Origin of the sequence: Shewanella sp. S1-49-MNA-CIBAN-0167 (genome assembly GCF_040310145.1) — a bacterium.
Taxonomy (GTDB): Bacteria; Pseudomonadota; Gammaproteobacteria; order Enterobacterales; family Shewanellaceae; genus Shewanella; species Shewanella psychromarinicola.
Window position 1 is genome coordinate 1 of the sequence record NZ_JBEOPO010000001.1, and the last position, 25920, is coordinate 25920.

General features: G+C 44.3%; 21 protein-coding genes, 1 tRNA gene and 1 rRNA gene. 15 read left to right on the forward strand and 8 right to left on the reverse strand.

Annotated elements, in window-relative coordinates:
• Positions 1 to 184: 184 nt before the first annotated feature.
• The 3 genes from rrf to AAEZ00_RS00015 all read left to right on the forward strand — a co-directional run bounded on the left by rrf (position 185) and on the right by AAEZ00_RS00015 (position 2336).
• Positions 185 to 300: ribosomal RNA gene (gene rrf / locus AAEZ00_RS00005) — 5S ribosomal RNA — on the forward strand.
• 103 nt (positions 301 to 403) lie between these two features.
• Positions 404 to 480: transfer RNA gene (locus tag AAEZ00_RS00010), tRNA-Asp, on the forward strand.
• Positions 481 to 1061: 581 nt separating this feature from the next.
• Entirely contained in the window at positions 1062 to 2336 is a 1275-nt protein-coding gene (locus tag AAEZ00_RS00015; protein WP_124013003.1) for a CinA family nicotinamide mononucleotide deamidase-related protein, read from the forward strand.
• 56 nt (positions 2337 to 2392) lie between these two features.
• On the opposite strand, the gene AAEZ00_RS00020 is transcribed toward AAEZ00_RS00015, so the two are convergent.
• From AAEZ00_RS00020 to argE, 4 genes are all read right to left on the reverse strand, one after another.
• On the reverse strand, positions 2393 to 5455 hold the full coding sequence (locus tag AAEZ00_RS00020; RefSeq protein ID WP_308199778.1) for a DUF2339 domain-containing protein: 3063 nt from the start codon (positions 5453 to 5455) through the stop codon (positions 2393 to 2395).
• Between the two features lie 182 nt (positions 5456 to 5637).
• Entirely contained in the window at positions 5638 to 6177 is a 540-nt protein-coding gene (locus AAEZ00_RS00025) for a YceB family lipoprotein (RefSeq protein WP_351087970.1), read from the reverse strand.
• Positions 6174 to 8822: a phosphoenolpyruvate carboxylase gene (ppc, locus tag AAEZ00_RS00030; protein WP_124012773.1), complete on the reverse strand. Its 2649-nt coding sequence runs from the start codon at positions 8820 to 8822 to the stop codon at positions 6174 to 6176. The genes AAEZ00_RS00025 and ppc overlap by 4 nt, the downstream gene beginning before the upstream one ends.
• A 152-nt stretch (positions 8823 to 8974) precedes the next feature.
• Positions 8975 to 10126 (reverse strand): acetylornithine deacetylase, encoded by a 1152-nt coding sequence (argE, locus tag AAEZ00_RS00035; protein WP_124012772.1) that lies wholly within the window; start codon positions 10124 to 10126, stop codon positions 8975 to 8977.
• A gap of 261 nt (positions 10127 to 10387) precedes the next feature.
• On the opposite strand from argE, the gene argC reads away from it, so the two are divergent.
• The 9 genes from argC to AAEZ00_RS00080 all read left to right on the forward strand — a co-directional run bounded on the left by argC (position 10388) and on the right by AAEZ00_RS00080 (position 18578).
• Complete coding sequence (gene argC, locus AAEZ00_RS00040) at positions 10388 to 11368, forward strand: N-acetyl-gamma-glutamyl-phosphate reductase (protein WP_124012771.1); 981 nt, start codon at positions 10388 to 10390, stop codon at positions 11366 to 11368.
• A gap of 30 nt (positions 11369 to 11398) precedes the next feature.
• A complete protein-coding gene (gene argB, locus AAEZ00_RS00045) occupies positions 11399 to 12178 on the forward strand; it encodes an acetylglutamate kinase (RefSeq protein WP_124012770.1) in 780 nt (259 codons plus the stop codon).
• A 14-nt stretch (positions 12179 to 12192) separates the two neighbouring features.
• On the forward strand, positions 12193 to 13098 hold the full coding sequence (locus AAEZ00_RS00050) for an ornithine carbamoyltransferase (protein WP_101033231.1): 906 nt from the start codon (positions 12193 to 12195) through the stop codon (positions 13096 to 13098).
• Positions 13099 to 13173: 75 nt separating this feature from the next.
• Positions 13174 to 14397 carry an argininosuccinate synthase gene (locus AAEZ00_RS00055; protein WP_101033230.1) on the forward strand — a complete coding sequence of 408 codons (1224 nt, stop codon included), beginning with the start codon at positions 13174 to 13176 and terminating at the stop codon, positions 14395 to 14397.
• 142 nt (positions 14398 to 14539) lie between these two features.
• Entirely contained in the window at positions 14540 to 15904 is a 1365-nt protein-coding gene (gene argH, locus AAEZ00_RS00060) for an argininosuccinate lyase (protein WP_351087972.1), read from the forward strand.
• A 307-nt stretch (positions 15905 to 16211) separates the two neighbouring features.
• On the forward strand, positions 16212 to 16412 hold the full coding sequence (locus AAEZ00_RS00065; protein ID WP_351087973.1) for a hypothetical protein: 201 nt from the start codon (positions 16212 to 16214) through the stop codon (positions 16410 to 16412).
• Positions 16413 to 16419: 7 nt separating this feature from the next.
• A complete protein-coding gene (locus AAEZ00_RS00070; protein WP_351087975.1) occupies positions 16420 to 16599 on the forward strand; it encodes a hypothetical protein in 180 nt (59 codons plus the stop codon).
• 444 nt (positions 16600 to 17043) lie between these two features.
• Positions 17044 to 17430 (forward strand): DUF3302 domain-containing protein, encoded by a 387-nt coding sequence (locus AAEZ00_RS00075; protein WP_351087977.1) that lies wholly within the window; start codon positions 17044 to 17046, stop codon positions 17428 to 17430.
• 2 nt (positions 17431 to 17432) lie between these two features.
• Entirely contained in the window at positions 17433 to 18578 is a 1146-nt protein-coding gene (locus AAEZ00_RS00080) for an HlyD family secretion protein (RefSeq protein ID WP_351087979.1), read from the forward strand.
• 55 nt (positions 18579 to 18633) lie between these two features.
• Here AAEZ00_RS00080 and AAEZ00_RS00085 read toward each other — a convergent pair whose 3' ends face one another.
• The 4 genes from AAEZ00_RS00085 to AAEZ00_RS00100 are packed head-to-tail and all read right to left on the reverse strand — an operon-like array spanning position 18634 to position 22948.
• Positions 18634 to 18852, reverse strand: coding sequence for a diguanylate cyclase domain-containing protein (locus tag AAEZ00_RS00085; RefSeq protein WP_351088068.1), 219 nt, complete (start codon positions 18850 to 18852; stop codon positions 18634 to 18636).
• A gap of 12 nt (positions 18853 to 18864) precedes the next feature.
• On the reverse strand, positions 18865 to 21168 hold the full coding sequence (locus AAEZ00_RS00090) for a xanthine dehydrogenase family protein molybdopterin-binding subunit (protein ID WP_351087981.1): 2304 nt from the start codon (positions 21166 to 21168) through the stop codon (positions 18865 to 18867).
• Positions 21152 to 21631 (reverse strand): (2Fe-2S)-binding protein, encoded by a 480-nt coding sequence (locus AAEZ00_RS00095; RefSeq protein WP_101033225.1) that lies wholly within the window; start codon positions 21629 to 21631, stop codon positions 21152 to 21154. Before AAEZ00_RS00095 ends, AAEZ00_RS00090 begins: the two co-directional genes overlap by 17 nt.
• 18 nt (positions 21632 to 21649) lie before the next feature.
• Entirely contained in the window at positions 21650 to 22948 is a 1299-nt protein-coding gene (locus AAEZ00_RS00100; protein ID WP_124012764.1) for a cytochrome c, read from the reverse strand.
• Positions 22949 to 23679: 731 nt separating this feature from the next.
• On the opposite strand from AAEZ00_RS00100, the gene AAEZ00_RS00105 reads away from it, so the two are divergent.
• The 3 genes from AAEZ00_RS00105 to AAEZ00_RS00115 are packed head-to-tail and all read left to right on the forward strand — an operon-like array spanning position 23680 to position 25865.
• On the forward strand, positions 23680 to 23997 hold the full coding sequence (locus tag AAEZ00_RS00105) for a hypothetical protein (protein ID WP_124012763.1): 318 nt from the start codon (positions 23680 to 23682) through the stop codon (positions 23995 to 23997).
• Positions 23998 to 23999: 2 nt separating this feature from the next.
• The gene (locus AAEZ00_RS00110; RefSeq protein WP_124012762.1) at positions 24000 to 24257 is read left to right on the forward strand and encodes a hypothetical protein; all 258 of its coding nucleotides are present in this window, start codon (positions 24000 to 24002) and stop codon (positions 24255 to 24257) included.
• A gap of 15 nt (positions 24258 to 24272) precedes the next feature.
• The gene (locus AAEZ00_RS00115) at positions 24273 to 25865 is read left to right on the forward strand and encodes a PepSY-associated TM helix domain-containing protein (protein ID WP_164839414.1); all 1593 of its coding nucleotides are present in this window, start codon (positions 24273 to 24275) and stop codon (positions 25863 to 25865) included.
• The last annotated feature ends 55 nt before the right edge of the window (positions 25866 to 25920 follow it).

Here is a 25920-nt window from a genome sequence, read left to right on the forward strand (position 1 = left end):
TAAGCGTTGTGAGGCGTTGAGCTAACTTGTACTAATGACCCGTGAGGCTTAACCATACAACCCAGATGGGTTTTACTGACCTTAGTGTTAGAATAGAGCGCTTAAACAGTGTTTTGTAGACTCAAAAAAATCAGCTTTCCGAATTATTATTTACGGCCTTAAAGGCGGTAGATATGCAAATTTGTCTGGAAACCATAGCATTGTGGCACCACCTGATCCCATTCCGAACTCAGAAGTGAAACGCAATCGCGCCGATGGTAGTTTGGGGTCTCCCCATGCGAGAGTAGGTCATTTCCAGGCGCCTAATTTACTCGAAAGAGTAGCTTGAAAAAGCAAGTCTCCTTGTGCTGACACACTAGCGACTTAAAAAGCATTTAGCATCGTGCGTAAGCAATTTGCTAAAGGAGTGGTAGTTCAGTTGGTTAGAATACCGGCCTGTCACGCCGGGGGTCGCGGGTTCGAGTCCCGTCCACTCCGCCAATTACATCTAAGCCTCGTCATATGACGAGGCTTTTTTGTATCTGAAATTTGGTGAAATACAAGTCATAGAGCGATCATTATCGATCATCTATAGTCTCGACGACATTTTGTCTGCGTGAACTTCGCTGTTCAATTGAGCCAACAATATTTCCTCTATTATTGGACATTCACTCCCATCATTGACGAATTTAGTGGCTGATCACACTAAAACTGCCTGTCTGGTGCGCCGAAAGCATACGGGGTTATTCTCATTACTATCAGCTCCCACTTTGCCTCGTACAACGGATCCTCAACATATAAAAATACTAACCTTGCAGACCAATAATATCTATAGATTGCAATATTATCATTCACTTAGGGGATTGTAAGTCACAACAGAATCTGTGTTTTTGTCTCTATTCGCTCAAATCTGCTCTAGAGTATTTGTGTGATCTCATTTAATTATTTTGAGCAATTTCTGTTGAATTGTTGTAATTCATTCATCTACTTATGATCTAATTTTCTATAATTCGGTCTATTTTCTTGCCATTCACATATTGGTCACCTAAGTTAGTGCCAATTGGATGTGATAAGGAATAATGATGAAGTTAGAAATGATTTGCACAGGCGAAGAAGTGTTATCAGGCCAGATAGTAGATACCAATGCTGCTTGGGTTGCTAATACCATGATGGAAATGGGTATTGAAATGCAGCACAGAGTGACAGTTGGCGATCGTTTAGCTGATCTTGTTGCCGTATTCCAAGAGCGTAGCAAGCATGCTGATGTGATCATTGTTAATGGTGGTTTGGGGCCTACCAGCGACGATATGTCAGCATTAGCGATGGCTAAGGCTAAGGGCGAAGATCTTGTCGAGAATGTGCAATGGCGTGAACATTTAGAAGACTGGTTTACCCGTAATAATCGAGTGATGGCCAAAAGCAATTTAAAGCAAGCTTGGTTACCGGCCTCGGCGATTATGGTCGATAACCCCGTTGGCACTGCTTGCGGCTTTAGGGTTAAATTGAATAATGCGTGGTTATTCTTTACCCCAGGTGTGCCATTTGAGCTAAAACACATGATTACTGAGCAGTTTATTCCCTTTATCACCAAAGAGTATGGGGTCGCTGAAAAATCGGCTCTAGAAAAGTTACTTACGATTGGTCATGGTGAGTCATCATTGGCAGACACTTTATCGGAACTTACATTACCCGCGGGTATCGAGTTAGGGTATCGTTCTTCAATGCCGCACATTGAAATTAAGATATTTGCCCGTGGTGAGAAGGCTATGCGCTATTTGGATGATGTCACTAAACAGGTAAAAACTCTGTTAGGAAGTGCCGTTGTTGCGGAGAATCGTCCTACATTAGCAGCCGAAATTCATCATCGTTTATTTCAGTCAGGCTTGAGCTTAAGTGTGGCAGAGTCTTGTACTGGCGGAATGATCACCAGTCAGTTGATTGACTTTGCTGGCAGCTCTTCTTATTTACACCATGGATTAGTAACTTACAGTAATGAGTCTAAAGTGAAGGTATTGGGTGTTAATCCACAGATACTAGACGATCATGGTGCGGTTTCCATTCCTACTGTTGAAGCTATGGCGCAAGGTGTAAGAGGTATTTTAGACAGTGACTTTGCTTTAGCCACTAGCGGTATTGCTGGTCCTGAGGGGGGCTCTGATGACAAACCCGTAGGGACTGTTGCAATAGCGCTTGCGACAAAGCATAGCGTGTATAGCCAAATGGTGAAATTACCAAAGCGTTCTCGTCAGCTTGTTCGCAGTATGAGTACCGCGATTGCTTACGATATGCTTCGCCGCGCGTTACTCGAAGAAGCTGTAATAGTCGATTATCCTGCTATAACTCGTTTCGCCAAATAGTCGCATAACAAGTTTGCTTACCCGTAAACAAAGGGTAGGCAAGCTTGATTTAATGACTAGGGTTCAACTTCGTTCAACGGTTGGCTGTTTTTAGCTTTTTGATAAAAGTAAGCGACTGTCAGTAAAATAACCCCAATCAGAATAAAGGCGACGATTTTTTGAATGAGTTCAAAGGACGCCATATCGACAAATATCACCTTTATACAAGCCAAAGCGAATAGCAGTGCAGCGAGCCTGACTAGGCTTGCTTGCTTAGGTCGTAAGCTTATAAACATCACCACACAGGCATGCACAACCAGCAGCACAGCACTCATTGGCGCAGCAATACTCAGGTTGAATTGATAACTCCATAATAGGTAACTTATCACCAATAAAGCATGCCAAGCCCACTTAAGCGCGATATAAGAGATAATTTTTCTGTGTGCCCTAATGCCTAATCTGGCTGTTAGTAAATATCGACCTAATAAAACGAGCACTCCAAACTCTGCTAAATTAGTCAGCAAACTATCAATGTTTAACGTTAACTGTGCTTCACTGTGAAACACGATAGGTAAAATGGCACAGATAAAGATTGCAGAGTACGCCAAGCTATAACTCGGCGCTAAGGCTTGCTTTAAACGTTGACCGACACGATTGCTTCTTTCGGTAATAATGCAGAAATAACCACACACTATTAATGCGGTAATTGCCCATGAAGGATGCAGTAAGTTAGTTAACGTTTGGCTTAATACTGCCATCACCAAGGCGATGTAATACGGTCCAAGGTGCCATTGTAGGGTGGTAATTTGCTGCCATTTTGTGGGGAATTGCAAATAGCGTAAAGTAATAAATCCAACAAAGAGTAAACCTAAAACTAATGCAACAAGCCCTTGCCATTGCTCTGCCAGACACATAGCGGCGGTGATTATGGTTGCCATTACTGTGAGTATTTGCGCTTCATAACGAAGACTTTTGTGGTTAACAAAATACGCTAAACCAACACTCACAATACAACTGAACCACAAATAAATAGCAATGTAATCAGGGTAGCTACGAACTATTTTGGGTAATAACAGTAACGGTAAGGCTAAGTAACAAGCTAACTGAACATAGTAAGCAAAGCGGATTAACTTGGCAGCAGCATAGTATTTTTGGTACCAATAATAGGCCAGTAATAATCCCACAAACAGTTCGATACGGGCTAACTTGGCATTCAGGGCTTGGTCTGAAAAGCTAAGACTATTGGCGTCCAGCATGGCAAAAATGATTACACCTAATAAAGGCAGTTGCCATAGCCAGGCTAATACTTCACTAAAACGTAAGGTGTGCTTAGCGCTCATGTATAAAAGTAATAAACCAATAAGTGGCAATGTATTGAGCCAATATTCATCAGTGATAAAAAAGCTGATGAGTAGTATCGTGACCGAATAAAGTACCCCAAGTAACTCATGAATAAATCGCACCGCAAGGTGTTCGAATTTCACTAAGTCAGCTTTATGTCGAGATAGTAGTTTTTGCGCTAAATAGGTCATCGCGCAGGTCAGGATCATCAATAGAGTCAGTAGACCCTGATAACCCAATATGCCTTCATCATTGTAATGAGATTGAGCTAGCACATCGAAAACATGAATAAAGCTGCTGATTATACCTACCATTAGTAATACATAAGCTTCTGCTCGAATGGGGCTAAACAGATGTTTGCAGCCAATCCACAATAACAATAAACCTTCTAGCAGCAATACTAAACCTATCAGTTCAGCGCTGAGTAAAAATAGAGCCGCAAAGCCTGCAAAACTCCCCGCAAAGGCCAAAGAAAGAGCGCCAATATCCTTGTCGCGTTTAATCACCCAATACAATAGTGCACAAAGGAAAGCATTAAGTGCAAATAGCTCACCAGCAAATACACTCCACTCCGTTAGGGTGTAGAGAGTAAAAACCATGAGTGCGATTGGAACCGCTAGCAGCCTTGGTGTTAACGTCGATTTTATGATAAATAACAAACTGCCAATGCTATAGAGGTAAAATAAGCCATTGATCATCAGCAATGCTAAGCCGGTTTGCCAATCGATTATTGAAAACGGTAATGGAATAAATAAACGGAGTATTTGGATACAGGCAATATGAAGCAGTGCGGTTACTTCAATTAACATCGGCCAGGCTAACTTATGGCTTTGTACCATAGAGCAGATACCGATAAGCATTAAGTAGGGTAAATATAATAACGGTGTTTGGCCGCCATCAAGTAACATCAGCGGCGCCAGCGAACCGCCAAGCAAGGCGACAATTGCGACCACTTTGGTGTCGAGTTTTAATGATAAGCCATAACCCAATATCGTATTAAGCAATAACAAGCTAAAGCAGGCTATATCACTAATAAGATTAAAATATGGCCCAAGAAAATACAGACACATATAGTTGAGAATAAGTCCTAGGCCAACAAGCCCAGAGCCAAAGTCCTGCATGCCAGGACGTTTCTGACGAATGAATACGCCGCCAGCGATAATGCTATTGGCGACACCTAGGCCCAGTAAGGCCTTACCTAACTCAGAAAACCAATTATTAATTGAAAACTGCAGTAAATAGCCAAAGCCTAATGTAAGCGTGATAATGCCGGCAACGGTCATTAAAAAGACTGGGCCTAATCCTTTAGTTTGGTAATGTTGGTAGAATTCTTTTGCTTGTTCGGTTAACCCAGATAAGGGTGAAAACGCCGAAGTACTCAACTCGCCGATGGCTTCAGCTAATTGAGCGACCATTGCACTTAAGGCGCTTTGTCTGGCTGGTGACTTTGTTACTACCGAAGTTTGTTGTGCTGATATGGATGATGTTGACGCTGAATGACTTGTGTCTAACGATTGGCGCTCCCAAGCAGCAGACGAGTATTGAGGTGTATCGGCAACGATACTGCCGCTCGAATCGTTTGGTCGACTCTTATGCACAGGTGCATGTATGTTTTCATCAGACAACGCTATTGGTTGTTCATTATTATTTTGCGCCTGCACTTGCAGGGCTAATGCATCAAGTTGTTGGCTAAACTGATCGAGTTGTCGAGTTAAGTCAGCTTGTTGAGCGCCTTGCTGTGAAGACAGCTCCGCCAGCTGTGCTTTTAGTTTTGCTACGTCATCCATTAACGGCATCATTTATCCCATGATTATTATGCACTCCAATATTGCCAAGTTATTGTACGTGGTTCTGATTGATTAGGAAATGCACCGTTTTCTGAGACTTGAGAAGTTCAGCCTTTCTAGACTATGTGCATGTAGGTAAGTTTGAAGCAATAAAAAAGCACCCTAAGGTGCTTTCTATTACTGTGATAATAACATTAAAATTTCACTACAAGTTTACCTTGTTGCACCGCAATTTCTTTAGTCATTTTCGCCATTAATGCTTGATTACTGTCGCGAGTGTCTAAGGTATACACTGGCTGGTTTTCAAGGTAATTACGTAAAAAACCCATTAATTGTGGGGTAACTTGGCTGATGTAACGCTCAATATCAGCGGGTTCTGACTCAACCCTCACTAAGTCTAACTGACGCAGATAAACGCTTTTGGTATTAGTGTCATACCAAGGCACCGCTTCAAATGTAGTCTTCAGCTTGGCATGAATGGGTAGTAACGGATTATTTACAGTAATAATCGTTGCTGCCGTGACTGCCATGGTATCGGGTTTAGCGCCTAATACCACTTGCATGTCATTGAGCTTCACTGAGACACCAATTAACTTGTTGCCTTGCTTGACTTCAAAGTGCATGTCTTTATTAAGGTATTGCTCTATTTCCGACTCGGTGATGCTGTACTGACTGGCACAGCCAGTCAGTAACAATAACAGTCCAAGCCCAAGGGTTTTGATCAAGGGTATCATCCAGTGTTTCTCATTCCTGCTGCTACGCCGGCAATGGTCAGCATTAATGCTAGCTGAACATGCTCCGACGGCTCAACTTCTCTACGTGTACGGGCTAATAGCTCGGTTTGTAAAAAGTTAAGAGGGTCTATGTAAGGGTTGCGCAGTTTAACAGATTCACGACTCCAAGGTGTATGTGACATTAACTCTGTTGCTTGGGTTAATGACAATACCGCGTCAATGCCCAGTTGCAGACGTTGACGTAGTTTGACACCTAAATGATGTAGTTCTGGCTTAACTAAACACAGCTCATAGTATTTCGCCAAGTTAGGCTCTGCTTTGGTGTACACCATTTCTAGCATCGAAATACGGGTTTCAAAGAATGGCCATTGTTGTTCCATCTCGCGTAATAGTTCAAGCTCGCCGCGATCTGCCGCATCTTGTAATGCTTCGCCAGCGCCAAGCCAAGCCGGTAACATTAAGCGATTCTGTGACCACGCGAAAATCCATGGAATGGCGCGTAAGCTTTCAATACCACCGTCGACTTTTCGTTTAGCTGGGCGACTGCCTAATGGCAGTTTTCCTAATTCAACTTCTGGTGTGGCGGCTCTAAAATACGCAACAAAGTCAGGTTCCTCACGAACAATACCGCGATAATGCAACACCGACTCTTCAGCAATGCGTTGCATGCAATCTCGCCACGCTTTTTTAGGCTCAGGAGGCGGTAATAATGTCGCTTCCATCACCGCTGAGGTATATAGGGCTAAGCTTTGGACTGCCAATTTAGGTAAACCAAACTTAAAACGGATCATTTCGCCTTGTTCTGTCACGCGGATACGGCCATCAACCGAGCCTGGTGGCTGCGATAAAATCGCTTTATGAGCCGGTCCGCCGCCACGACCGATTGAACCGCCACGACCATGGAACAACATTAATTTAACGTCGGCTTTTTTACACACCGCAACTAATTGTTCTTGTGCACGGTATTGTGCCCAAGCCGCTGCCATTACGCCGGCATCTTTAGCGGAGTCAGAATAACCAATCATGACTTCTTGCATACCTTTGGTATAACCTCGATACCAATCAATGTTCAGTAGCGAAGTCATGCAATCAGCTGCACTCTCTAAATCGGCTAAGGTTTCAAATAACGGCACTACATGCATCGGGTTAGTGCAACCGGCTTCTTTTAGTAGTAATAATACGGCCAATACATCAGACGGTTTGCTGGCCATTGATATCACGTATGACCCTAATGCATTTACTGGCTGTTGTGCGACTAAAGCACAGGTTCTGATGACTTCTGCGACGTCATCGCTAGGTTGCCAGTTTACTGGGATGAGCGGACGTTTACTGGTTAATTCGCGCAGTAAAAAGGCTTGTTTTTCATTTTCGTCCCAATGATTGTAGTCGCCCATGCCCAAATAACGGGTAAGTTCAGCTATTACGTCACTGTGGCGTGATGCATCTTGACGAATATCTAGGCGTAGCATGTGAATACCAAAACACGCTAAACGGCGCAGGATGTCGAGTAATAGTCCATTGGCGATCAACTTCATACCGCAATCGGATAAGCTTTTGTAAAGTAGCTCTAGTGGTTGCAGTAAATCAGTTTTGTGCCAAATCAGCTCGCTGGTATCTATGTCTGGTTTTTTGCCTTCAAGTCGGGCATTAAGGTAATCGATGGTGTTACGTAATTGACCACGCAATTGGCGTAATACATCGCGGTACGGTTCTTTGCTGTTGTCGGTTAACGCTGATAATTCAGCATTAGCTTGATCCATCGAAAGTTCGCCAAGCAAGGTTACAATATCTTTTAAGTACAGTCTTGCTGCAGCATGGCGATTACGGTCGAGTACCTCTTGGGTAACGATTGAAGTCACAAATGGGTTGCCATCACGATCGCCGCCCATCCAACTTGAAAATCTGACTGGACATACATCGATAGGCAGCTGTTGTCCGGTTTTTTGTTCAACTTGATCATTGAGTTGACGCAAAAAATCAGGGATAGCCTGCCACAATGAGGTTTCGATAGTGCTTAACCCCCAGCGAGCTTCATCAACGGGTGTAGGGCGTTCGCTGCGGATTTCGTTGGTATGCCAAATTTGGGCAATAAGTTGACGAAGACGCAGGGTGCTTTGTCTGCGTTCGCGCTCCGTTAGCTGTTTGTTCTCTTGCTCGGTTAAGCAATCAACTACCCCAGCGTACTTTTGAATTAACGTACGACGTGAAATTTCTGTTGGATGCGCGGTTAATACTAAATCGATGTCTAAATCTTTTAAGCACTCAATGACATCTTTTTTGTCTAAATCGGTATCCAGCATGTGTCCGAGTAACTGCTCTACTGGATCGGGCACGCACACGAGCTCGTCGCAATTGCGGCTAATGGTATGAAATTGTTCTGCGATATTGGCTAAATTTAAAAATTGGTTGAAGGCTTTAGCGAAAGGCACCAGTTCTTCGTCAGGTAAAGCCGTTAATAATGCGAGCATTTGCTCGCGAGAGGCTTCGTCACCCTGGCGAGATTTCTTGGCTAAAATACGAATTTGTTCTACTTTTTCTAAAAATGCACCACCTAAATGGTTTTGCATCGTTTCACCTAATATCTGACCTAAATTTCCTACATTTGATCGAAGTGACGCATACATATCTGCCGTTTGCTCTGTCATACTAACTCCCCAAAAAAAGAACTACTTTGTCAATACTCAACCATTACAATACCCAGCGTATCAATATCGGTCAATACACGGGTGGTGTGTTTAGTAATTTTATTTCGTAAAAATATTACATTTATATGATTAAAAAAACCTAACCGAGACGATTACTTCATACATGCGTGATAAATCATTTTCTTAATTAACTCGACCGTGGGCGTTAGGTATTCTAAGCCAATAAATTCGTCTGGCTGATGAGCTTGGTTAATACTCCCTGGGCCCAATACTAAGGTTTGGCAGCCCAGTTTATTAATATAGGGGGCCTCGGTTGAATAGTTCACCACTTCGGCATCATGTCCAGATAACTCTGCCACCAATTTGGTCCACGGATTATCTGCTTTTCCAGCAAACGATTCTGCACCTGGGTACAAAGTACTGACACTAATGCTACCAGGATACTCCTTACTGATATCGGATAAGTAGTTCAATACCATTAATTCGAGTTCAGCTAACTCCATGCCAGGTAATGGGCGAATATCTAAGTGTAAATCGCAGCAGCCACAAATACGGTTGGCAGCATCACCACCATGAATATGGCCAAAGTTCATTGTTGGGTAAGGCACTGTAAATGCATCTTCGCGATAATTTTCACTTAGGTGCTGTTTTAGTGTCATTAGCTGACTAATAACTTTATGCATAACTTCAATGGCATTGAGGCCGCGCGCTGGATCTGATGAATGGCCACTGCGACCAATCACACGGATCCCTTGAGCTAAGTGACCTTTATGCATATAGACAGGTTTTAAGCTGGTGGGTTCACCAATAACCGCATAATCAGGGGCCACTGCTTTGGAATCGGCGAACGCTTTGGCACCGCTCATGGTGGTCTCTTCATCCGCGCTGGCAAAAATAGTCAACGGGCGTTTAAATTGGTCCAGTGGCATGTCTTTTAATGCTTCAAGCACTAGTGCAAAAAAGCCTTTCATGTCACAGGTGCCTAAACCATACCAGCGATTATCTTTTTCAACCATCTCAAATGGGCTCTGGCTCCAGAGGCCTTCGTCAAATGGTACGGTATCGGTATGGCCTGCTAATAATAACCCGCCGCTGCCAGAACCTATTCTAGCAATAAGATTTTGCTTGTTACGTGAATCTTCTACTGTAGGCGTTTCACATTCAAAACCAAGCTCGCTAAACCAGTTTTGCAACAAGTTGATAACTGCATGGTTACTCATATCGTCTTCAGCTTCGATTGCACTGACTGATGGCGCTGCAATCAGCTGTGTAAAACAACTTTTTAGATTTGGGAGTGTGCTCATGGGTTATCCTAAAAATAATATTTAAAATACTTATTCACATATATTGCATAATTAATATTGTGTGGTAGTCTAGCAAACAGCATTAACCGACACCATAAATAGAACGATAAAAATGAAAATAAATATGTGCTTTCTCGCTGCTAAATCCACTATATCAATAATCAACGCGAACGTCCTGCGACGATAGTCCGAAATTAGACGGATCCCGTCTACATAGTCTATGCTGACACTTTCTATCACTATCAAAAAGAAAACAAACTTATGAAAAGCATCGCAATTATTGGCGCCAGTGGTTACACAGGTGCACAAATCACCTCGTTGATTAACGCAGACTGCAATCTCAGCGTTCAAGGGTTGTATGTGTCGGAAAATAGTGTAGATAAAGGTCGTAAATTAGCCGACTTATACCCTACATATAGCCACATGGCTTACACGCTTTCGCCGCTATCCGATGAGGCTAAAAAGCGAATCGTTGCCGAAGCCGATGCCGTGGTATTAGCGACTGAGCATTCAGTGAGCCTAGAGCTTGCCGCATGGTTTTACCACCAAGGTCTTGCAGTGTTCGACTTAAGCGGTGCATATCGTTTTGCTGATGTGGCACAGTATCCTAAATGGTACGGCTTTGAGCATACTCATCCTGACGTATTAGCTCAGGCGGTATATGGTCTAGCAGAGTGGCATAGCGAGCAGATTAAACAAACCAGAATGATTGCTGTGCCAGGTTGTTACCCCACAGCGTCGCTCACTGCATTAAAACCATTAAAGTCATTATTAACCTCGATGTATCCGGTGATTAATGCCGTTAGTGGTGTCACTGGTGCGGGTCGTAAAGCGCAACTGCACACTAATTTTTGCGAAGTCAGCTTAACGCCATACGGTGTGTTAGGCCACAGACACCAGCCTGAAATTGCCATACATTTAGGCCAAGAAGTGATCTTTACGCCGCATTTAGGTAACTTTAAGCGTGGTATTTTAGCGACGATAACCGTACAACTAAAACCAGGTACCACCGAAGCCGATGTGATCAAAGCGTATAGCGTGTATGACAACGCACCCATCGTGACGGTAAAGCATAATCAATTTCCTAAAGTGGATGATGTCGTCAATACACCAAATTGTCATTTAGGTTGGAAATATGATGCCAATAGCGGTTATTTAGTGGTCGCCAGTGCGATTGATAATTTAATGAAAGGTGCTGCGAGCCAAGGGCTACAGTGCATTAAAATCCATTTCGGTGTGTAATCGGATCGCATTAGTAAAGGAATAAGAATCATGGCGACAAAATCTGTATTAGTATTAAAAGTGGGTGGTGCATTACTCCAGTGCGAAATGGGTATTGCGCGTTTAATGACAGCCGCAGCAGAAATGCTTGCTGCAGGTCAGCAAGTCATATTAGTCCATGGCGGTGGTTGCCTAGTTGACGAACAGTTAGCCGCTAATGGTAAAGAAACCATTAAGCTCGATGGTTTACGTGTCACGCCAGAAGACCAAATTCCTATTGTGGTTGGTGCATTAGCGGGCACATCGAACAAAATTCTACAAGCCGCGGCTGCTAAAGCGGGTATTGTGAGTGTGGGCATGAGCCTAGGCGATGGCAACACGGTAAGTGCCAAAATTAAAGATGAGCGTTTAGGCCTCGTTGGTGAAGTTGAGCCAAAAGACGCCACCTATTTAAACTTTATTTTAGGCCAAGGTTGGATGCCAATTTGTAGCTCCATTGCCATTTCTAGCCAAGGTAAAATGTTAAACGTTAATGCTGACCAAGCGGCAACTGCGTTAGCTAAATTGGTTAATGGCACCTTAGTTTTATTGTCAGATGTGTCGGGCGTATTAGACGGTAAAGGCCAGTTAATTAACTGCTTAAATAAAAGTGAAATTGAATACTTAGTCGCCCAAGGGGTGATTGAAAAAGGCATGAAAGTTAAAGTGGAAGCCGCATTAGAAGTCGCGCAATGGATGGGGAAACCCGTGCAGATTGCTTCGTGGCGTGATGCTGAACAGTTAAAAACCTTAGTCAAAGGTGGGTCCGTCGGGACTCAAATACAACCTTAATGGAGTAGTAGTCTATGCAGCACCTATTGTCGATAAAAGAGTTAACTCAATCTCAGCTTTTAGCCATCATTGAACTGGCTAAAAAAATTAAGAACACCCCTGCTGAGTACCGTCGCGCCTTAGATGGTAAAAGCGTTGTGATGCTATTTGAAAAACCATCATTGCGTACCCGAGTCAGTTTTGATATTGGCATTAATAAATTAGGTGGTCATTGCTTATACTTAGATCAACAAAATGGTGCCTTGGGCCAACGCGAATCGGTTGCTGACTTTGCCACTAACATTTCATGTTGGGCCGATGCTATTGTGGCTAGAACCTACTCGCATACCACGATTGAGCAATTAGCTGAACATGGCAGCGTACCTGTTATTAATGCCTTGTCAGACTTGTACCATCCGTGCCAAGCACTTGCTGACTTTTTAACGTTAGCCGAGCAGTTTGATGATGTGAGCCAAGCTAAACTGGCTTATGTGGGCGATGGTAACAATGTGACACACTCACTCATTTACGGTGCGGCTATTTTGGGCCTAACGATGACAGTGATTTGCCCTGAGGGCGCGTTCCCTGACGCATCAATCGTCAGCGAAGCACAAGCTTTAGCACAAAAAAATGGTGGCAAATTGACCTTAAGTGCTGACATTAATGCCATAGAAGGCCACGATGCTATTTATACGGATACGTGGATTTCAATGGGTGATGAAACACCGCTGGCGGATATAAAAGCCCGTTTTGCACCGTATCAAGTCAACCGTGCGTTAATGGCTAAAGCTGGGGCTAAATTCTTTATGCACTGCTTGCCTGCGCATCGCGGCGTGGAAGTGACCGACGAGGTGATGGACGGTGAAGGTTCATTGGTTTTACATCAAGCAGAAAACCGTATGCATGCGCAAAATGCAGTATTAGTCACCTTATTAAGTTAGTCTCATTATATAAGTCAATAGTGCCGTTGGCGTTATTAAATTAACTATATACGTAATCGATTTTAGGAAATAAACATGTCTAATGCAGTGAAAAAAACCGGCGTTAAAAAAGTGGTATTGGCGTATTCTGGTGGGTTAGACACCTCAGCCATTATCCCGTGGCTAAAAGAAACCTATGATAACTGCGAAATCGTCGCATTCTGTGCCGACGTAGGCCAAGGTGAAGAAGAGTTAGTGGGCTTAACTGAAAAGGCGTTAGCCTCAGGTGCCAGCGAATGTTATATCGTTGACTTAAAAGAAGAGTTGGTGGCAGATTACATTTACCCCACTATCGCAACGGGTGCTATTTACGAAGGTACCTATTTACTCGGCACTTCAATGGCGCGTCCAATCATTGCCAAAGCGCAAGTTGAAGTGGCCCGTAAAGTTGGCGCTGACGCGGTATGCCATGGCTGTACCGGCAAAGGCAATGACCAGGTACGCTTTGAAGGTTGTTTTGCGGCATTAGCACCAGACTTAAAAGTGATTGCGCCTTGGCGTGAGTGGGAAATGCGTAGCCGCGAAGACTTACTGGATTACCTCGCAGAGCGTAATATTAAAACCGCAGCTTCAGCGACTAAAATTTATAGCCGTGATGCAAACGCATGGCATATTTCCCACGAAGGTGGCGAGTTAGAAGATCCGTGGAACGAGCCATCAAAAGGCGTATGGACGTTAACCGTTGCCCCAGAAGATGCGCCAAACGAGCCAGAATATGTGTCGTTAGGCGTTAAACATGGCCGTATTACTCATGTAAACGATGAAGCTTTATCGCCATATGCTGCATTAATGACGTTAAACGACATCGCAGGTAAACACGGTGTAGGTCGTATCGACATTACCGAAAACCGTCTTGTAGGGATGAAATCACGTGGCTGTTACGAAACCCCAGGTGGAACGGTAATGTTTGCCGGTCTTCGTGCCATTGAAGAATTAGTCTTGGACAAAACCAGCCGTACGTGGCGCGAGCAAATTGCCGCCCAAATGTCACACCTAGTGTATGACGGTCGTTGGTTTACACCATTATGTAAATCACTTATTGCTGCATCTGAATCATTAGCCGAATCGGTTAACGGTGATGTGGTCATTAAGCTTTACAAAGGCCAAGCAACGGCTGTTAAAAAACGTTCGCCAAACAGCTTGTATTCAGAATCTTTTGCCACCTTTGGTGAAGATGACGTGTACGATCAAAAACACGCTGAAGGCTTTATTCGTTTATATTCGTTACCAAGCCGTATTCGCGCGCTAAACGCTAAATAGACAGTAAGCAAACAATATAAGGCGCTGCAAAGCGCCTTTCTTATAATCACTTTTGCTCATTTTTAAAAAAGTGATTATAACAAAGTTGATATCAACTACACCGACATCATTGAATTGTAATATCGAAAAAGAGGATACCGAAATGGCATTATGGGGCGGAAGATTTCAGGGCGAAACCAGTGCACTTTTCAAATTATTTAATGACTCACTGCCAGTGGATTACCGCTTATTTGAACAAGATGTTGTCGGCTCTATCGCATGGGCAGACGCTATTGCCAGTGTCGGGATTATTACGGCTAAAGAATGTATCGACTTAAAAGCGGCTTTAAATGAACTGCTGGTGGAAGTGGGTAATGATCCACAGGCCATTATCAGCAACGGCGCGGAAGATATTCACAGCTTTGTTGAACAAAAGTTGATTGCCAAAGTCGGTGACTTAGGAAAAAAACTGCATACAGGTCGTTCTCGTAATGACCAAGTCGCGACTGATTTAAAGCTATGGTGTAAAAAAGAAGGTGCAGCTTTGCTGGTACGTTTAGGTACATTGCATGCAGAGTTAGTTGCCCTTGCTGAACGTGAAGTTGATGCGGTTATGCCGGGTTACACCCATTTACAGCGTGCACAGCCGATCACCTTTGGTCATTGGGCGTTAGCCTATGTGGAAATGTATGAGCGTGATATTAGCCGCCTGCAAGATGCGCTTAATCGTGCCGATACCTGCCCATTAGGTTCAGGTGCGTTAGCGGGTACCGCCTATCCGATTGATCGTCATGCGCTCGCATCAGCGTTAAACTTTGCTCGCCCAACCTTAAACAGCTTAGACAGTGTGTCAGATCGCGACCATGTGGTTGAATTATGCAGCGCCGCATCAATTAGCATGATGCATTTAAGCCGTATGGCCGAAGACTTAATTTTCTTTAATTCTGGCGAAGCTAATTTTATCTCATTAAGTGATGAAGTGACCTCAGGCTCATCATTGATGCCACAAAAGAAAAACCCAGATGCACTCGAACTCATCCGTGGTAAAACAGGCCGTGTTTATGGCAGTTTAATGGGTATTCTCACCACCATGAAAGCGCTGCCATTGGCGTATAACAAAGACATGCAAGAAGACAAAGAAGGCTTGTTTGATGTGGTCGACAGCTGGGCTATTTGTTTAGACATAACTGCATTGGTGTTGTCGGGCTTAAAAGTAAATCGTCCGCAAGCGTTGGTGGCTGCTCAGCAAGGTTATGCTAATGCCACTGAGCTTGCAGATTATCTTGTTGCTAAAGGCATGCCGTTCCGTGAAGCGCACCAAGTGGTCGGCGAGGTTGTGGTATTTGCTATTGCTCAGCAAAAGCCGATTGAAGATCTCACCGTGGCCGAATTACAGCCGTTTGCCAACGTGATTAGCGATGACGTTTATCCTAACTTGACCATTGAAGCCTGTTTAGAAAAACGTGACGTATTAGGTGGCACCGCCATTAATCAAGTCAACGCAGCGATAGCGGCTAAAAAAGCTTAACTAACCTCAACTCTGGATGACCGTTTATTATCCAGAATTGAGCTTAAGTTCATCTTTGTGCCGCTCGACTCTGGACGACTACTTATAAAGCCCCGTGGACATAAGTCGACAGGGCTTTGTTGTTTTAATCACTCATGGTCGTGGCTTACGCTAGCGAGTTAACCTTGCCCGCTTATTCAATACTGCTGTCGGTTGATGATAGTTAATTGCTCAATCCTAATGCTTATATTCCGCAGTCTGTGTTATTACACGATGGCGCCCGCGCCAGTATTGTGCGGCCTAAATCCGCTTTAGCTCACCAGAACCTGTGGTCATAAAGCTTGAAGTAAAAGGGTTACGGGTTAATGGCGTCAGTGCGGCATTACATCATAAGCTTGCGGGTGGATCGGAGGCATTAATCAGCGGAACCATGTTGGATGCTGATGGTGAATGGATTATACAACTGAATGCCGAAGAGGATTGGGACGGCCCAATGGAGGTCCGTGTGACCTTTAGTGCTAGAGGCTAAAGGCAAATTGCAAACATTAAAAACCGCCATTGAGTATCGCCATCCTACGGCAACCATTACAGGCGTGGGAGAGAGACGTGCTGAGAGTAGCGATATGCTGATCCCCGTAAAACACGATGTTGAACAGGGTGATTATTATCGCTTAAGGAGCCATTTATATAGCGCAAGTAAACAGCCAATTGCGTGACTAACAGGCTCAGAAACGCGGGTGGAAGGTTCAGTGGTGATGGATCTTAAAGCGTATAAAGGGAGGGGGTCGCACAACACTAAGCCCCTTATGTTCTAAGCACATTTGTATTGGATCGTCGTCCTGCAGCGCCTAGCGAATTAACTCAGTATGGTCACAGTGAAGAGGCAGCCTACAAGTTAGGTGACTTTGCTGTTGAGTCGTTGTCTGATGAGCCATAGCAAACAGATGAACACGCAATACCGCGTCTTGAGTTTATGCAAAAATGGCGGGTGATTAATACCGACTTGATTTGTCCTGATGTTTACCTAAATAGCCCTTTATTGTGTTGGCGCACAATAGAGGGCTTTTTATGGGTATTTTTAACATCAACAGGCTCTTTTTTTAATCGGTTCTATACTAATTGAAATCACTTATATTTAATCAGGCTAACTGGGAGAAGCTATGTTTTTAGATTATTTTGCGCTCGGCATTCTAGTGTTTGTGGTGATATTTATTTTTTACGGCATTATTGCTATTCATGATATTCCCTATGAGATTGCGAAAAAACGTAATCATCCACAACAAGATGCACTGCATATTGCTGGCTGGGTGAGTTTATTTACCTTACATGCTATTTGGCCATTTTTATGGATTTGGGCCACGTTATACCGCGAGGATAGAGGCTGGGGCTTTAGTGATTCAAGAACACGTGAGCTGGTACTTGAAGGTGAAGTTAAAGAGTTAATTAATCATGTTAGCTTATTAACTGAGCGCTTAGCGGTATTAGAACAACGCTCTGCCGTAGTGAACAATCCTCCTCAATCAGATGAAAACCCACCAGAGGTATAATTATGGATTTATTACTCATACTGACTTATGCCGCATTTTGTATCGCCATTTTTAAAATATTTAAAATCCCCTTAACCAAATGGACCGTACCTACCGCTATTCTTGGTGGGATTATTTTAATTGGTACATTATTGATTTTAATGAATTATAACCATCCTTATTCGCGGTTTGCTCGTGAGTATTTTGTTACTATTCCGATTGTGCCCGCGGTAAAAGGTTTGGTAATAGAGGTTAATATTAAGCCGAACATGCCCATTAAAGAAGGTGAGATATTATTTAAAATAGATCCAACACCTTACCTTGCGGTTGTTAAGCAAAAACAGGCGGCTTTAAAAGAAGCTGAACAACAAGTGCCACAGCTAGAGGCTGCATTTCATATTGCAACCGCTAAAGTTGAGCAAGCAAAAGCAGATAAAGATCGTACTGAGTCAGCTTATCGTCGTTATGACGAAGGTCGAAAAAAAGCGGGTCGTAATTCTCCTTTTAGTGAACTTGAACTCGATAATCGCCGTCAGTTATACATTGCCTCATTAGCGAAACTGGATGCCGCTTTAGCAGAGGCGTTACGTACTCGTTTGGCTTATGAGTCAAATATTGATGGGGTTAACACCAACGTTGCTGGCCTTGAGGCTGAGTTAGTTAAGGCTGAGTATGACTTGCAGCAAACCGTGGTCAGGGCTCCTGCCGATGGGCTCGTTACTCAGCTTGCTCTGCGTGAAGGGGTGATGGCAGTGCCTTTACCATTGCGTCCTGCGCTAACCTTTATTCCAGATGAAACCCGTTATTTTGCCGGTGCTTTTTGGCAAAACTCTTTGTTACGGCTCAAAGAAGGTGATGAGGCTGAAGTGATTATTGACGCCATGCCGGGGCAAGTGTTTAAAGGTAAGATAGCCAAAGTGCTGCCAGCTATGGCAGAAGGCGAAATCCAATTTAGTGGTAATTTACAGTCATCGAATAAATTATTCCAACGTGGTCGGGTGATAGTGCTAATTGAGTTAGAGGATGATGCGGCTAGGCAGTCTTTGCCTGTAGGAGTCTCTGGACAGGTAGCGATTTATACCGAGCATTTTAGTCACGTTGCAGTAATGCGTAAGGTGTTATTAAGAATGCAAGGTTGGCTAAATTATCTATTTGCCGAAGGCCATTAGTCTTGTTGTATGAGGGCGTTTGTGACGGATGACTATGACACATAAATGATCGGGATTATGGAGTCTGTGCTTGTTGTATTTGGTTTCGCCCGCCTTGTTTGGCGCAATACAGCGCTTTGTCTGCGCGACTAAAGCGATCTTTCATTGAGCAGTCTCCGTCGGTTAATATGCTGCTGCCGATAGATATTGTAATCTTAATGCTCTGATTTGTGTTAATGATATGAAAATTGGTATGAAAAAGCCCGATACAATGTATCGGGCTTTTTGTTAGCAGTTTGGTAAGCGATTACACTTTAGTGAGTGCGCTTGTTAACTCGCTAGGTTTCATCGGGATTTTACGTAAACGTACACCGACTGCATTGTAGATTGCATTGGCAATCGCTGGGGCAACAGGGGTTACTGCTGGCTCACCTAATCCAGAAGGTGGCATTTTGCTTGGGATAAACTCAATTTTAACGTCAGGAGTTTGACCTAAGCGCAGAGGGGTATAGGTATTGAAGTTTGAATCTTTATACTGACCATTAAGCAGTTCAGTACCTTCGTATAACGCCATGGACAATCCCCATAATGCCGCGCCCTGACACTGCGCTTCTGCGCCATTGGGATCAACAATAATACCGGCATCGATGGCGATATAAAGCTTTTGCACATTGACAATACCGTTGCTTTTGTCGACATGGACCTGTACCGCGCACGATACCCATGTTGGCATATCACGTTCTTGACCAAAGGTTGATGCTATTCCAAGCGCGGTATCTTTGGCTTGAGGTGTGCCCCAACCGATCATCTCGGCTGCTTTTTTGAGTACTACGGCTTGGCGCGCAGCGCCGCCTTCGGCAACAGGCGTACTACCGGCATTGCGGCCTTCGGCGATCAGCATGTCTAAACGGAACTGCAATGGATCTTTACCTGCATGATGGGCTGCTTCATCCATAAAGCTTTCAACGGCCCAATTAGTCCAACCGGGCCCTACTGAACGTAACCAACCCGGTCTAAAAGTAGCCATGGCAAGATCGTTTGATACCGCCCGTACTTTTTGTGCGCCAACGCTATACCAATGGTCTGCGCCTGCAATTGAAAACGGATCATAGGGTTCGCCATTGGTGCCTTTTGGCATAAAGCCTGGCACTAATGCTTGGGTTGGCCAACCTGCAGTGGCGTGATGTTCCATGGCGGTAACGATTTTTTTATCGTCAAAGGCCATTTTTAGCTGCTGTACTGAAGCTGATCGCGCGCTATCAAATAGCATGTCTTGTGGGCGCGTTAGCACCATTTTAACCGGTTTTCCGCCTAATGCTTTAGAGGTTAATGCGGCCGGAATAGTATAATCGCCGTTAAGTCTACGGCCAAAGCCGCCACCTAACATATAGCTACGAATAACAATGTTAGCTTCATCTTCGCCTAATGCTGTGGCTAGTACGGGTAGCGTAAGTGACTGCCACTGAGTACCTGAATGCACTTCCCATACGCCATCTGGGTTTTTAAAGACCAAGGCATTAAGGGGTTCCATTTGTGCATGCAATACCGTGCTGGTGATATATTCTTCGGCAATAGTGCTGCTGGCGCTGGCAAAAACGGGCTCAGTGTTACTATTGCCAGTGTCTAAAATACTGCCTTTGGTTTGATCGCCAAGCAGTGTTTTACCATGGGCAATAATATCTGCTTCAGACACGTTTGCTGTTTCACCCGCATCCCATGTAACCTTAACCAGTTTTGAGGCCTTTTGCACCGCAGTAAAGCTGCTGGCGATTACCATTAACCAACCAGGTACGCTGCCACTGGCATCGTCTAGCACGATCGTTTGCTGATAACCCTTTACTGCTTTTGCGGCTGAGTCATCAAACTTAACCACTTTAGATCCATAACGGGTCGGGGGTAAAATCGGGTTGGCGTATACCATGCCATCGACTTTAGCGTCGATACCAAATATCGTTTTACCGTTGGTTTTGTTGGCGATATCAAGAGAGGTTACTTGCTGGCCGACCAGTTTTAGGTCTGCATTGGGCTTAAGCGGCAGGGCTTTCAGTTCTTCTTCAGTAAACTGACGCGTTAAGCCCTGAGTCACTAACTCACCATAAGACAGCTCGCCTTTACTTGAGATGATTTTCCCATTACTGGCTTTACAGTCTTGTGGCGCAAGGCCCCATTTTTTAGCGGCAGCTTCAATTAACGCAGTACGACCGGCGGCGCCTGCTTGACGATATACCGGCCAACTTTGCGAAATAGACCAACTACCACCAGTGACCATGTAACCCCAGCGTGGGTCACTGTCGACATGGATAATTTCAATATCATCCCATGACGCTTCTAGCTCATCAGCAAGAATCCGCGCAATAGCGGTGCCGACATGTTGGCCCATTTCTGAGCGCATAATGTTGACTTTAATTTTGCCTGCGGTGTCGATTGAATACCACAATGAAGGTTCGTAAATATCGCCTTCACTCGGGAGTATTTTACCGTCTGGGCTGGCAGGATCCATTGCCGCCATCAAGTGACGAGGAAAACCAAAACTGACACCGACAGCTGTCATGGCAATTAAAAAACCGCGGCGGCTCATGCCAACCGATCCACGTTTAGGCAGTCTGCTCATCGTTGCTCTCCTTGGTTGCGTTTGCGGCTTCATGAATGGCGCTACGAATACGAACGTAGGTCATACAGCGGCATAAATTTCCGCCCATCACAGCGTCAATGTCTTTGTCTGAAGGCTTTGGAATATCTTTTAATAATGCCGCCGCTTGCATAATTTGGCCCGACTGGCAGTAACCACATTGTGGCACTTGCAGCTTTTGCCAAGAAATTTGCAATGGATGGTCGCCTTTTTCTGAAAGACCTTCAATCGTGGTGATTTCGGCCCCTTCAACTGACGATATTGGGGTAATGCATGACCGTGTTGCTCGGCCGCCAACATGGACTGTGCAGGCACCACAAGTGCCAATGCCGCAACCAAACTTGGTGCCGGTCATGTTGAGTTCATCGCGAATTACCCACAGTAGAGGCGTATCACTCTCTACGTCGGCAGTCATCGGCTTGCCGTTTAAAATAAATTTTGCCATTGTCACTTCTCCAGTGAATTAGTGCTCAAATCGGGGTTGATTGCGGATCTCGCCCACTTGTTGTTGTAATTTCGGCCAGGTACTTTCCCCAGCGGTTTGACGCAAATAGGCTGCTATTGCGCTAATATCTTTATCGCTCAGCGCATCTCGGAATCCTGGCATTACCACGCCGCGGATCCCTTGATCGTTACGTACGCCATCGAGTATTACGTTAATCAGGTTAGTTGGAGCATCAAGATGGGTCGCCGAACCGATAGTAATCAATGGACGGCCTTTAACTAATTGGTCGCTATTGTAGTGGCATGCTTGACAAGCAGAAGCATACAAACGCGCGCCTTCATCAATCCGTAGATCCGGTTGTTGATGCTGCGCCGTTATTGCCGCCTGTAAAGTGCTGCTCGTTTGTGACTGGTCAGTTTTGTTCGTGCCGGCAAGATCGGCAAAATAACCGCTAATGGCCTGAAGATCGCTGCTGGGGAGCGCAGATAATCCTTTGTGCATCACCGGCGCCATTGGGCCTGCCGCACTGCCGTGATAAGGCGAGTTACCTGTGGTGAGGTATTCGTAAAAGTCTTGCGAACGCCAAGGGATCGGTGAAGTACTTGTTGAGGTTAATGACGGTGCTATCCAGCCATCAATGGCTGCGCCTTGGTACATTTGTGCATATTTTTCGCCGCCCAGTGCATTACGCGGAGTATGACATGCACCACAGTGAGCAATACCTTGAGCTAAATAAGCGCCACGGTTCCATTTGGCAGATTGCTGGCTGTTAACCTCAAAAGGTTGAGTGTCTGCAAACAGCAGTTTCCAACCGGCTTGAAACCATCGGATATTGAGCGGGAATGGAATACCGTTGTCTTTTTTGACTTGGCTGACGGCTGGGACTGACGTCATGATGTAAGCATAAATAGCACTAATGTCATCGTCGGTCATTTTATTAAAGTGCTCATAAGGGAACGCCGGTAATAAATGATGTCCATCACGACTTACACCAGTGCGCATAGCGCGACTAAAAGCCGCTTCTGACCAGTTACCAATACCTGTTTCGACATCTGGGGTAATGTTACTTGAATAAATGGTGCCAAAATCAGTGTGCATTTCATAGTTACCGGCATAAGCCGTACCACCGGGCGGGGTGTGACAAGTACTGCAATAACCTGCTGCGGCGAGGGTTTTGCCTTGTTCGATAACCTGTGGCGAATAATCTGTTTGAGCGGGTATGACGGGGTCAATTGCAGGATTCCAAGCGTATAAACTGAATAAGCCGAGTCCAACAATAGCTGCGCCACATACGCCGTAAACGATGCGTTTTAGCATATTACATTGCCTTATTTTAAATAAAAAATGGTATTAAGAAGGGAATATCTCATCTCACGTTCCCTGTTCGACGTTGTATTATTATTGTGATTGGTCAAATATTAATCCTAAGCAAGGGAAGACCCTTTGTCCAGCAATGATATTAACTTATCTGTTTATGTCTTAGCATCACATAATACATCAGCAATGTGATGAGTGACACGTGGATTGAGAAATAATGAGCTTTAGTTAATCTGCTGTTAACTAACCGGTTTATAGGTTGACGCTATGTTGCGGTAATCTTAGGGATCTATCAGTAATGTCAGCGGCCAAACTGCATTGACCGGCCGTTGGAGACGCTGACTAAAAAAACTATTTAACCTCAATTAGGGTTAATAGATGGGATAAATAAGCCAAAATGAGCATATTTACCGTTAATACGATTGCTTTAAGGTATGCGGCGACGTTACTCGGCGATTCACTTATCTGTGGCCTGCCGGTTTCATCGTCATAGCGAGCGTTAATGTCGTCGTTATTTTCCTGGGTGGTTATTTTTTACAGCGATTATTTGCACAAGTGATCATTTTTTGCAGTAATAATTATGCCACCAGAGGTCGTTACTGCGTTATCAGATCACTGATTGAGGATTGTTTTTAAGGTTTATTGACAATCTACTTGTATTACCCGAGCACATTCGGGATAATTAATACAAATCATTATCATTTGCATTAATTATCTTGAGACCTTATCAAATGGAACTTGTCAGTGTATCTTCTTTATGGCTTGGTTGTTTGTTTGCCTATTTGGCATCTGATAAACAGCAGCTTATCAGTTTTCCTTTGCCTAAATTACTGTCTTGGAGTTTATGCGGTATAGCGGTGTTGTTCGCTTTGTGGGGATTTAGCCATTCTTACAGTGTATTAGTGGCCAGTTTAGTGGTGCTGATTTGTATGATGACCATGTGGATATTACTGGTGCTGGTGGCGTCGCATTATAAAGGTCGCAGTATTTGGGTGAGCTCGTTAGGCTTTGCGCTATTTGTCAGTATCGTGCTGGTTGGGGTTAAATAATCATGTGGCCTAAGTCATTTTCGGCATTTTTTTGGGGATTATTATTGGCAATCAGTTTAATGCTCATGGTATTTCGGATCTTACCTGTGGATGTCGATGTAAAACTCTTTGTCGGGCTTATGCTGGGTTTTTGTATGTGGGTTATGGTGATGGCATTTTGTTATAGCCGTAATAGCGCAAAGGCCGCCAGCTTGGTGTGTGCAAAATGGCTTGTGGCCAGTAGCCTTATCAATGCATTGTTATTTTTTTCTCAAACCTAAGTCATGAATACCTCAATGAAATCTGATTCTCCCGTACAGCACAAAGTCATTAAAAACCTTATCGAAGCCCACAGTTGGCTTGGGTTAATTATTTCACCGTTATTATTTTTGGTATTTTGGGCCGGCGCCGTAACCTTATTTCACGACGAAATAACGCAATGGGCCATCACCCCGCATCATCCTGTCGATAACAGCCAAGCAGACATACCACTAGCGACATTAGTTGAGCAAAAGTTGGCTGAATATCCGCTTGATTATAATGGCCGTTTTCGGATAAATATGCCGACCCAGCTAGTACCTTATTATATTTTTTACTTTGATATAGTGGGAGACGCTCCACAATCAGCGCCTCAATCCATGGCGATATTGGTTGATCCTAAAAACGGTCAAACTGTTGCTGGCAAAGATGACTTTTATCTATCGCAATTTATTTATCGCTTGCATTACAACCTCGATCTGCCCGGTGGCAGTTATCTGATTGGTATGGTGACACTGATCTTTTTATTTGCATTAGTGTCGGGGATTTTTATTCACGCCCGCAAATTGCTAAAACAGTTCTTTTTGTATCGGGTCGATAAACAGCGTCGCGATAAACTGCTCGATCTTCATACCGTAGCAGGGGTGATGACACTGCCCTTTACCTTGATGTATGCACTAAGCGGCTTGATCCTTAACTTGGCCATAGTGTTCCAGCTGGCTTTTGTGGTGTTTATTTACCAGGGCGATCGACAAGCATTATTTAATGATGCTGGCTTTAACCGTATCAGCGAACCGCGCAGTGAAAAATCACTGGATATGAGCAATGCGTTTACCTTAATTGAACAAACTAAACAGCAATCGAATTTTGAATTACGCAATATTATTTTCCATCATTACGGCGCCGATAATGCTCTGGTGCAAGTGCGTGGAACCGACACGGCTAATTTTGCCCAACGTGATGAAGTGACTTATCGCGTCCAAGATAGCAGTGTGATGAATAAGGTTAATGTCGATAATTACAATGTATTCCGCCAAGGTAGAGATGTATTAGTGACATTGCATTTTAGTAACTTTGCCGGGGTAGATATCCGCATTTTGTACTTTATATTGGCAATGGCCATCAGCGCCATGATTGTCGCGGGCAATATGCTGTGGATTAATAAACGCCGTGCTCAGCGTCAGTCTTCGCCGCGCAGTATTGCTATTGTGACCGCGATGACGATTGGTGGTTGCGGCGGCATTATTGTGGCGACAGCCGTTGGCTTTTTGTGTGAAAGACTATTGCCAGCAACCTTGCCAGGGCGAAGCGAATGGCTGGTTGGTTGTTTTGTGGCATCGTTAGTAGCGGTGATCTTGTATAGCATTAAGGTGAATGATACTAAGCGGCATATTAGTCAGTTATTGCTACTGACCAGTGGCATATTAGTGGTCACCATTGCTGCAGATTGGCTGATGTTCTCTGAGCAAATAATGGCGTTATGGCAAACTGGTTATCATGGGGTAATCGGGGTACAGATTGGGATGATGTTGGTTACGGCAGTGTGTTTATGGACCGCATGTCAGTTAGGCGGGTACCGCCATTCATTGTCATCGATGCCTGAAAATAGTACGCCCACCAGTGGACAATAAACTAACGTTAGATTGATGTGATTTAGCCTGCAGGGAAACGACCGCAGGCTAATCA

Excerpts from the sequence above, each read along its gene's own strand:
- AAEZ00_RS00100 (WP_124012764.1), bottom strand. The coding sequence starts at position 22,948 with ATGCTAAAACGCATCGTTTACGGCGTATGTGGCGCAGCTATTGTTGGA.
- AAEZ00_RS00080 (WP_351087979.1), top strand. The coding sequence starts at position 17,433 with ATGGATTTATTACTCATACTGACTTATGCCGCATTTTGTATCGCCATT.
- AAEZ00_RS00110 (WP_124012762.1), top strand. The coding sequence starts at position 24,000 with ATGTGGCCTAAGTCATTTTCGGCATTTTTTTGGGGATTATTATTGGCA.
- AAEZ00_RS00055 (WP_101033230.1), top strand. The coding sequence starts at position 13,174 with ATGTCTAATGCAGTGAAAAAAACCGGCGTTAAAAAAGTGGTATTGGCG.
- AAEZ00_RS00025 (WP_351087970.1), bottom strand. The coding sequence starts at position 6,177 with ATGATACCCTTGATCAAAACCCTTGGGCTTGGACTGTTATTGTTACTG.
- AAEZ00_RS00105 (WP_124012763.1), top strand. The coding sequence starts at position 23,680 with ATGGAACTTGTCAGTGTATCTTCTTTATGGCTTGGTTGTTTGTTTGCC.
- argC (WP_124012771.1), top strand. The coding sequence starts at position 10,388 with ATGAAAAGCATCGCAATTATTGGCGCCAGTGGTTACACAGGTGCACAA.
- AAEZ00_RS00095 (WP_101033225.1), bottom strand. The coding sequence starts at position 21,631 with ATGGCAAAATTTATTTTAAACGGCAAGCCGATGACTGCCGACGTAGAG.
- argE (WP_124012772.1), bottom strand. The coding sequence starts at position 10,126 with ATGAGCACACTCCCAAATCTAAAAAGTTGTTTTACACAGCTGATTGCA.
- AAEZ00_RS00015 (WP_124013003.1), top strand. The coding sequence starts at position 1,062 with ATGAAGTTAGAAATGATTTGCACAGGCGAAGAAGTGTTATCAGGCCAG.
- AAEZ00_RS00020 (WP_308199778.1), bottom strand. The coding sequence starts at position 5,455 with ATGATGCCGTTAATGGATGACGTAGCAAAACTAAAAGCACAGCTGGCG.
- AAEZ00_RS00115 (WP_164839414.1), top strand. The coding sequence starts at position 24,273 with ATGAAATCTGATTCTCCCGTACAGCACAAAGTCATTAAAAACCTTATC.
- argB (WP_124012770.1), top strand. The coding sequence starts at position 11,399 with ATGGCGACAAAATCTGTATTAGTATTAAAAGTGGGTGGTGCATTACTC.
- AAEZ00_RS00050 (WP_101033231.1), top strand. The coding sequence starts at position 12,193 with ATGCAGCACCTATTGTCGATAAAAGAGTTAACTCAATCTCAGCTTTTA.
- AAEZ00_RS00090 (WP_351087981.1), bottom strand. The coding sequence starts at position 21,168 with ATGAGCAGACTGCCTAAACGTGGATCGGTTGGCATGAGCCGCCGCGGT.
- AAEZ00_RS00075 (WP_351087977.1), top strand. The coding sequence starts at position 17,044 with ATGTTTTTAGATTATTTTGCGCTCGGCATTCTAGTGTTTGTGGTGATA.
- ppc (WP_124012773.1), bottom strand. The coding sequence starts at position 8,822 with ATGACAGAGCAAACGGCAGATATGTATGCGTCACTTCGATCAAATGTA.
- argH (WP_351087972.1), top strand. The coding sequence starts at position 14,540 with ATGGCATTATGGGGCGGAAGATTTCAGGGCGAAACCAGTGCACTTTTC.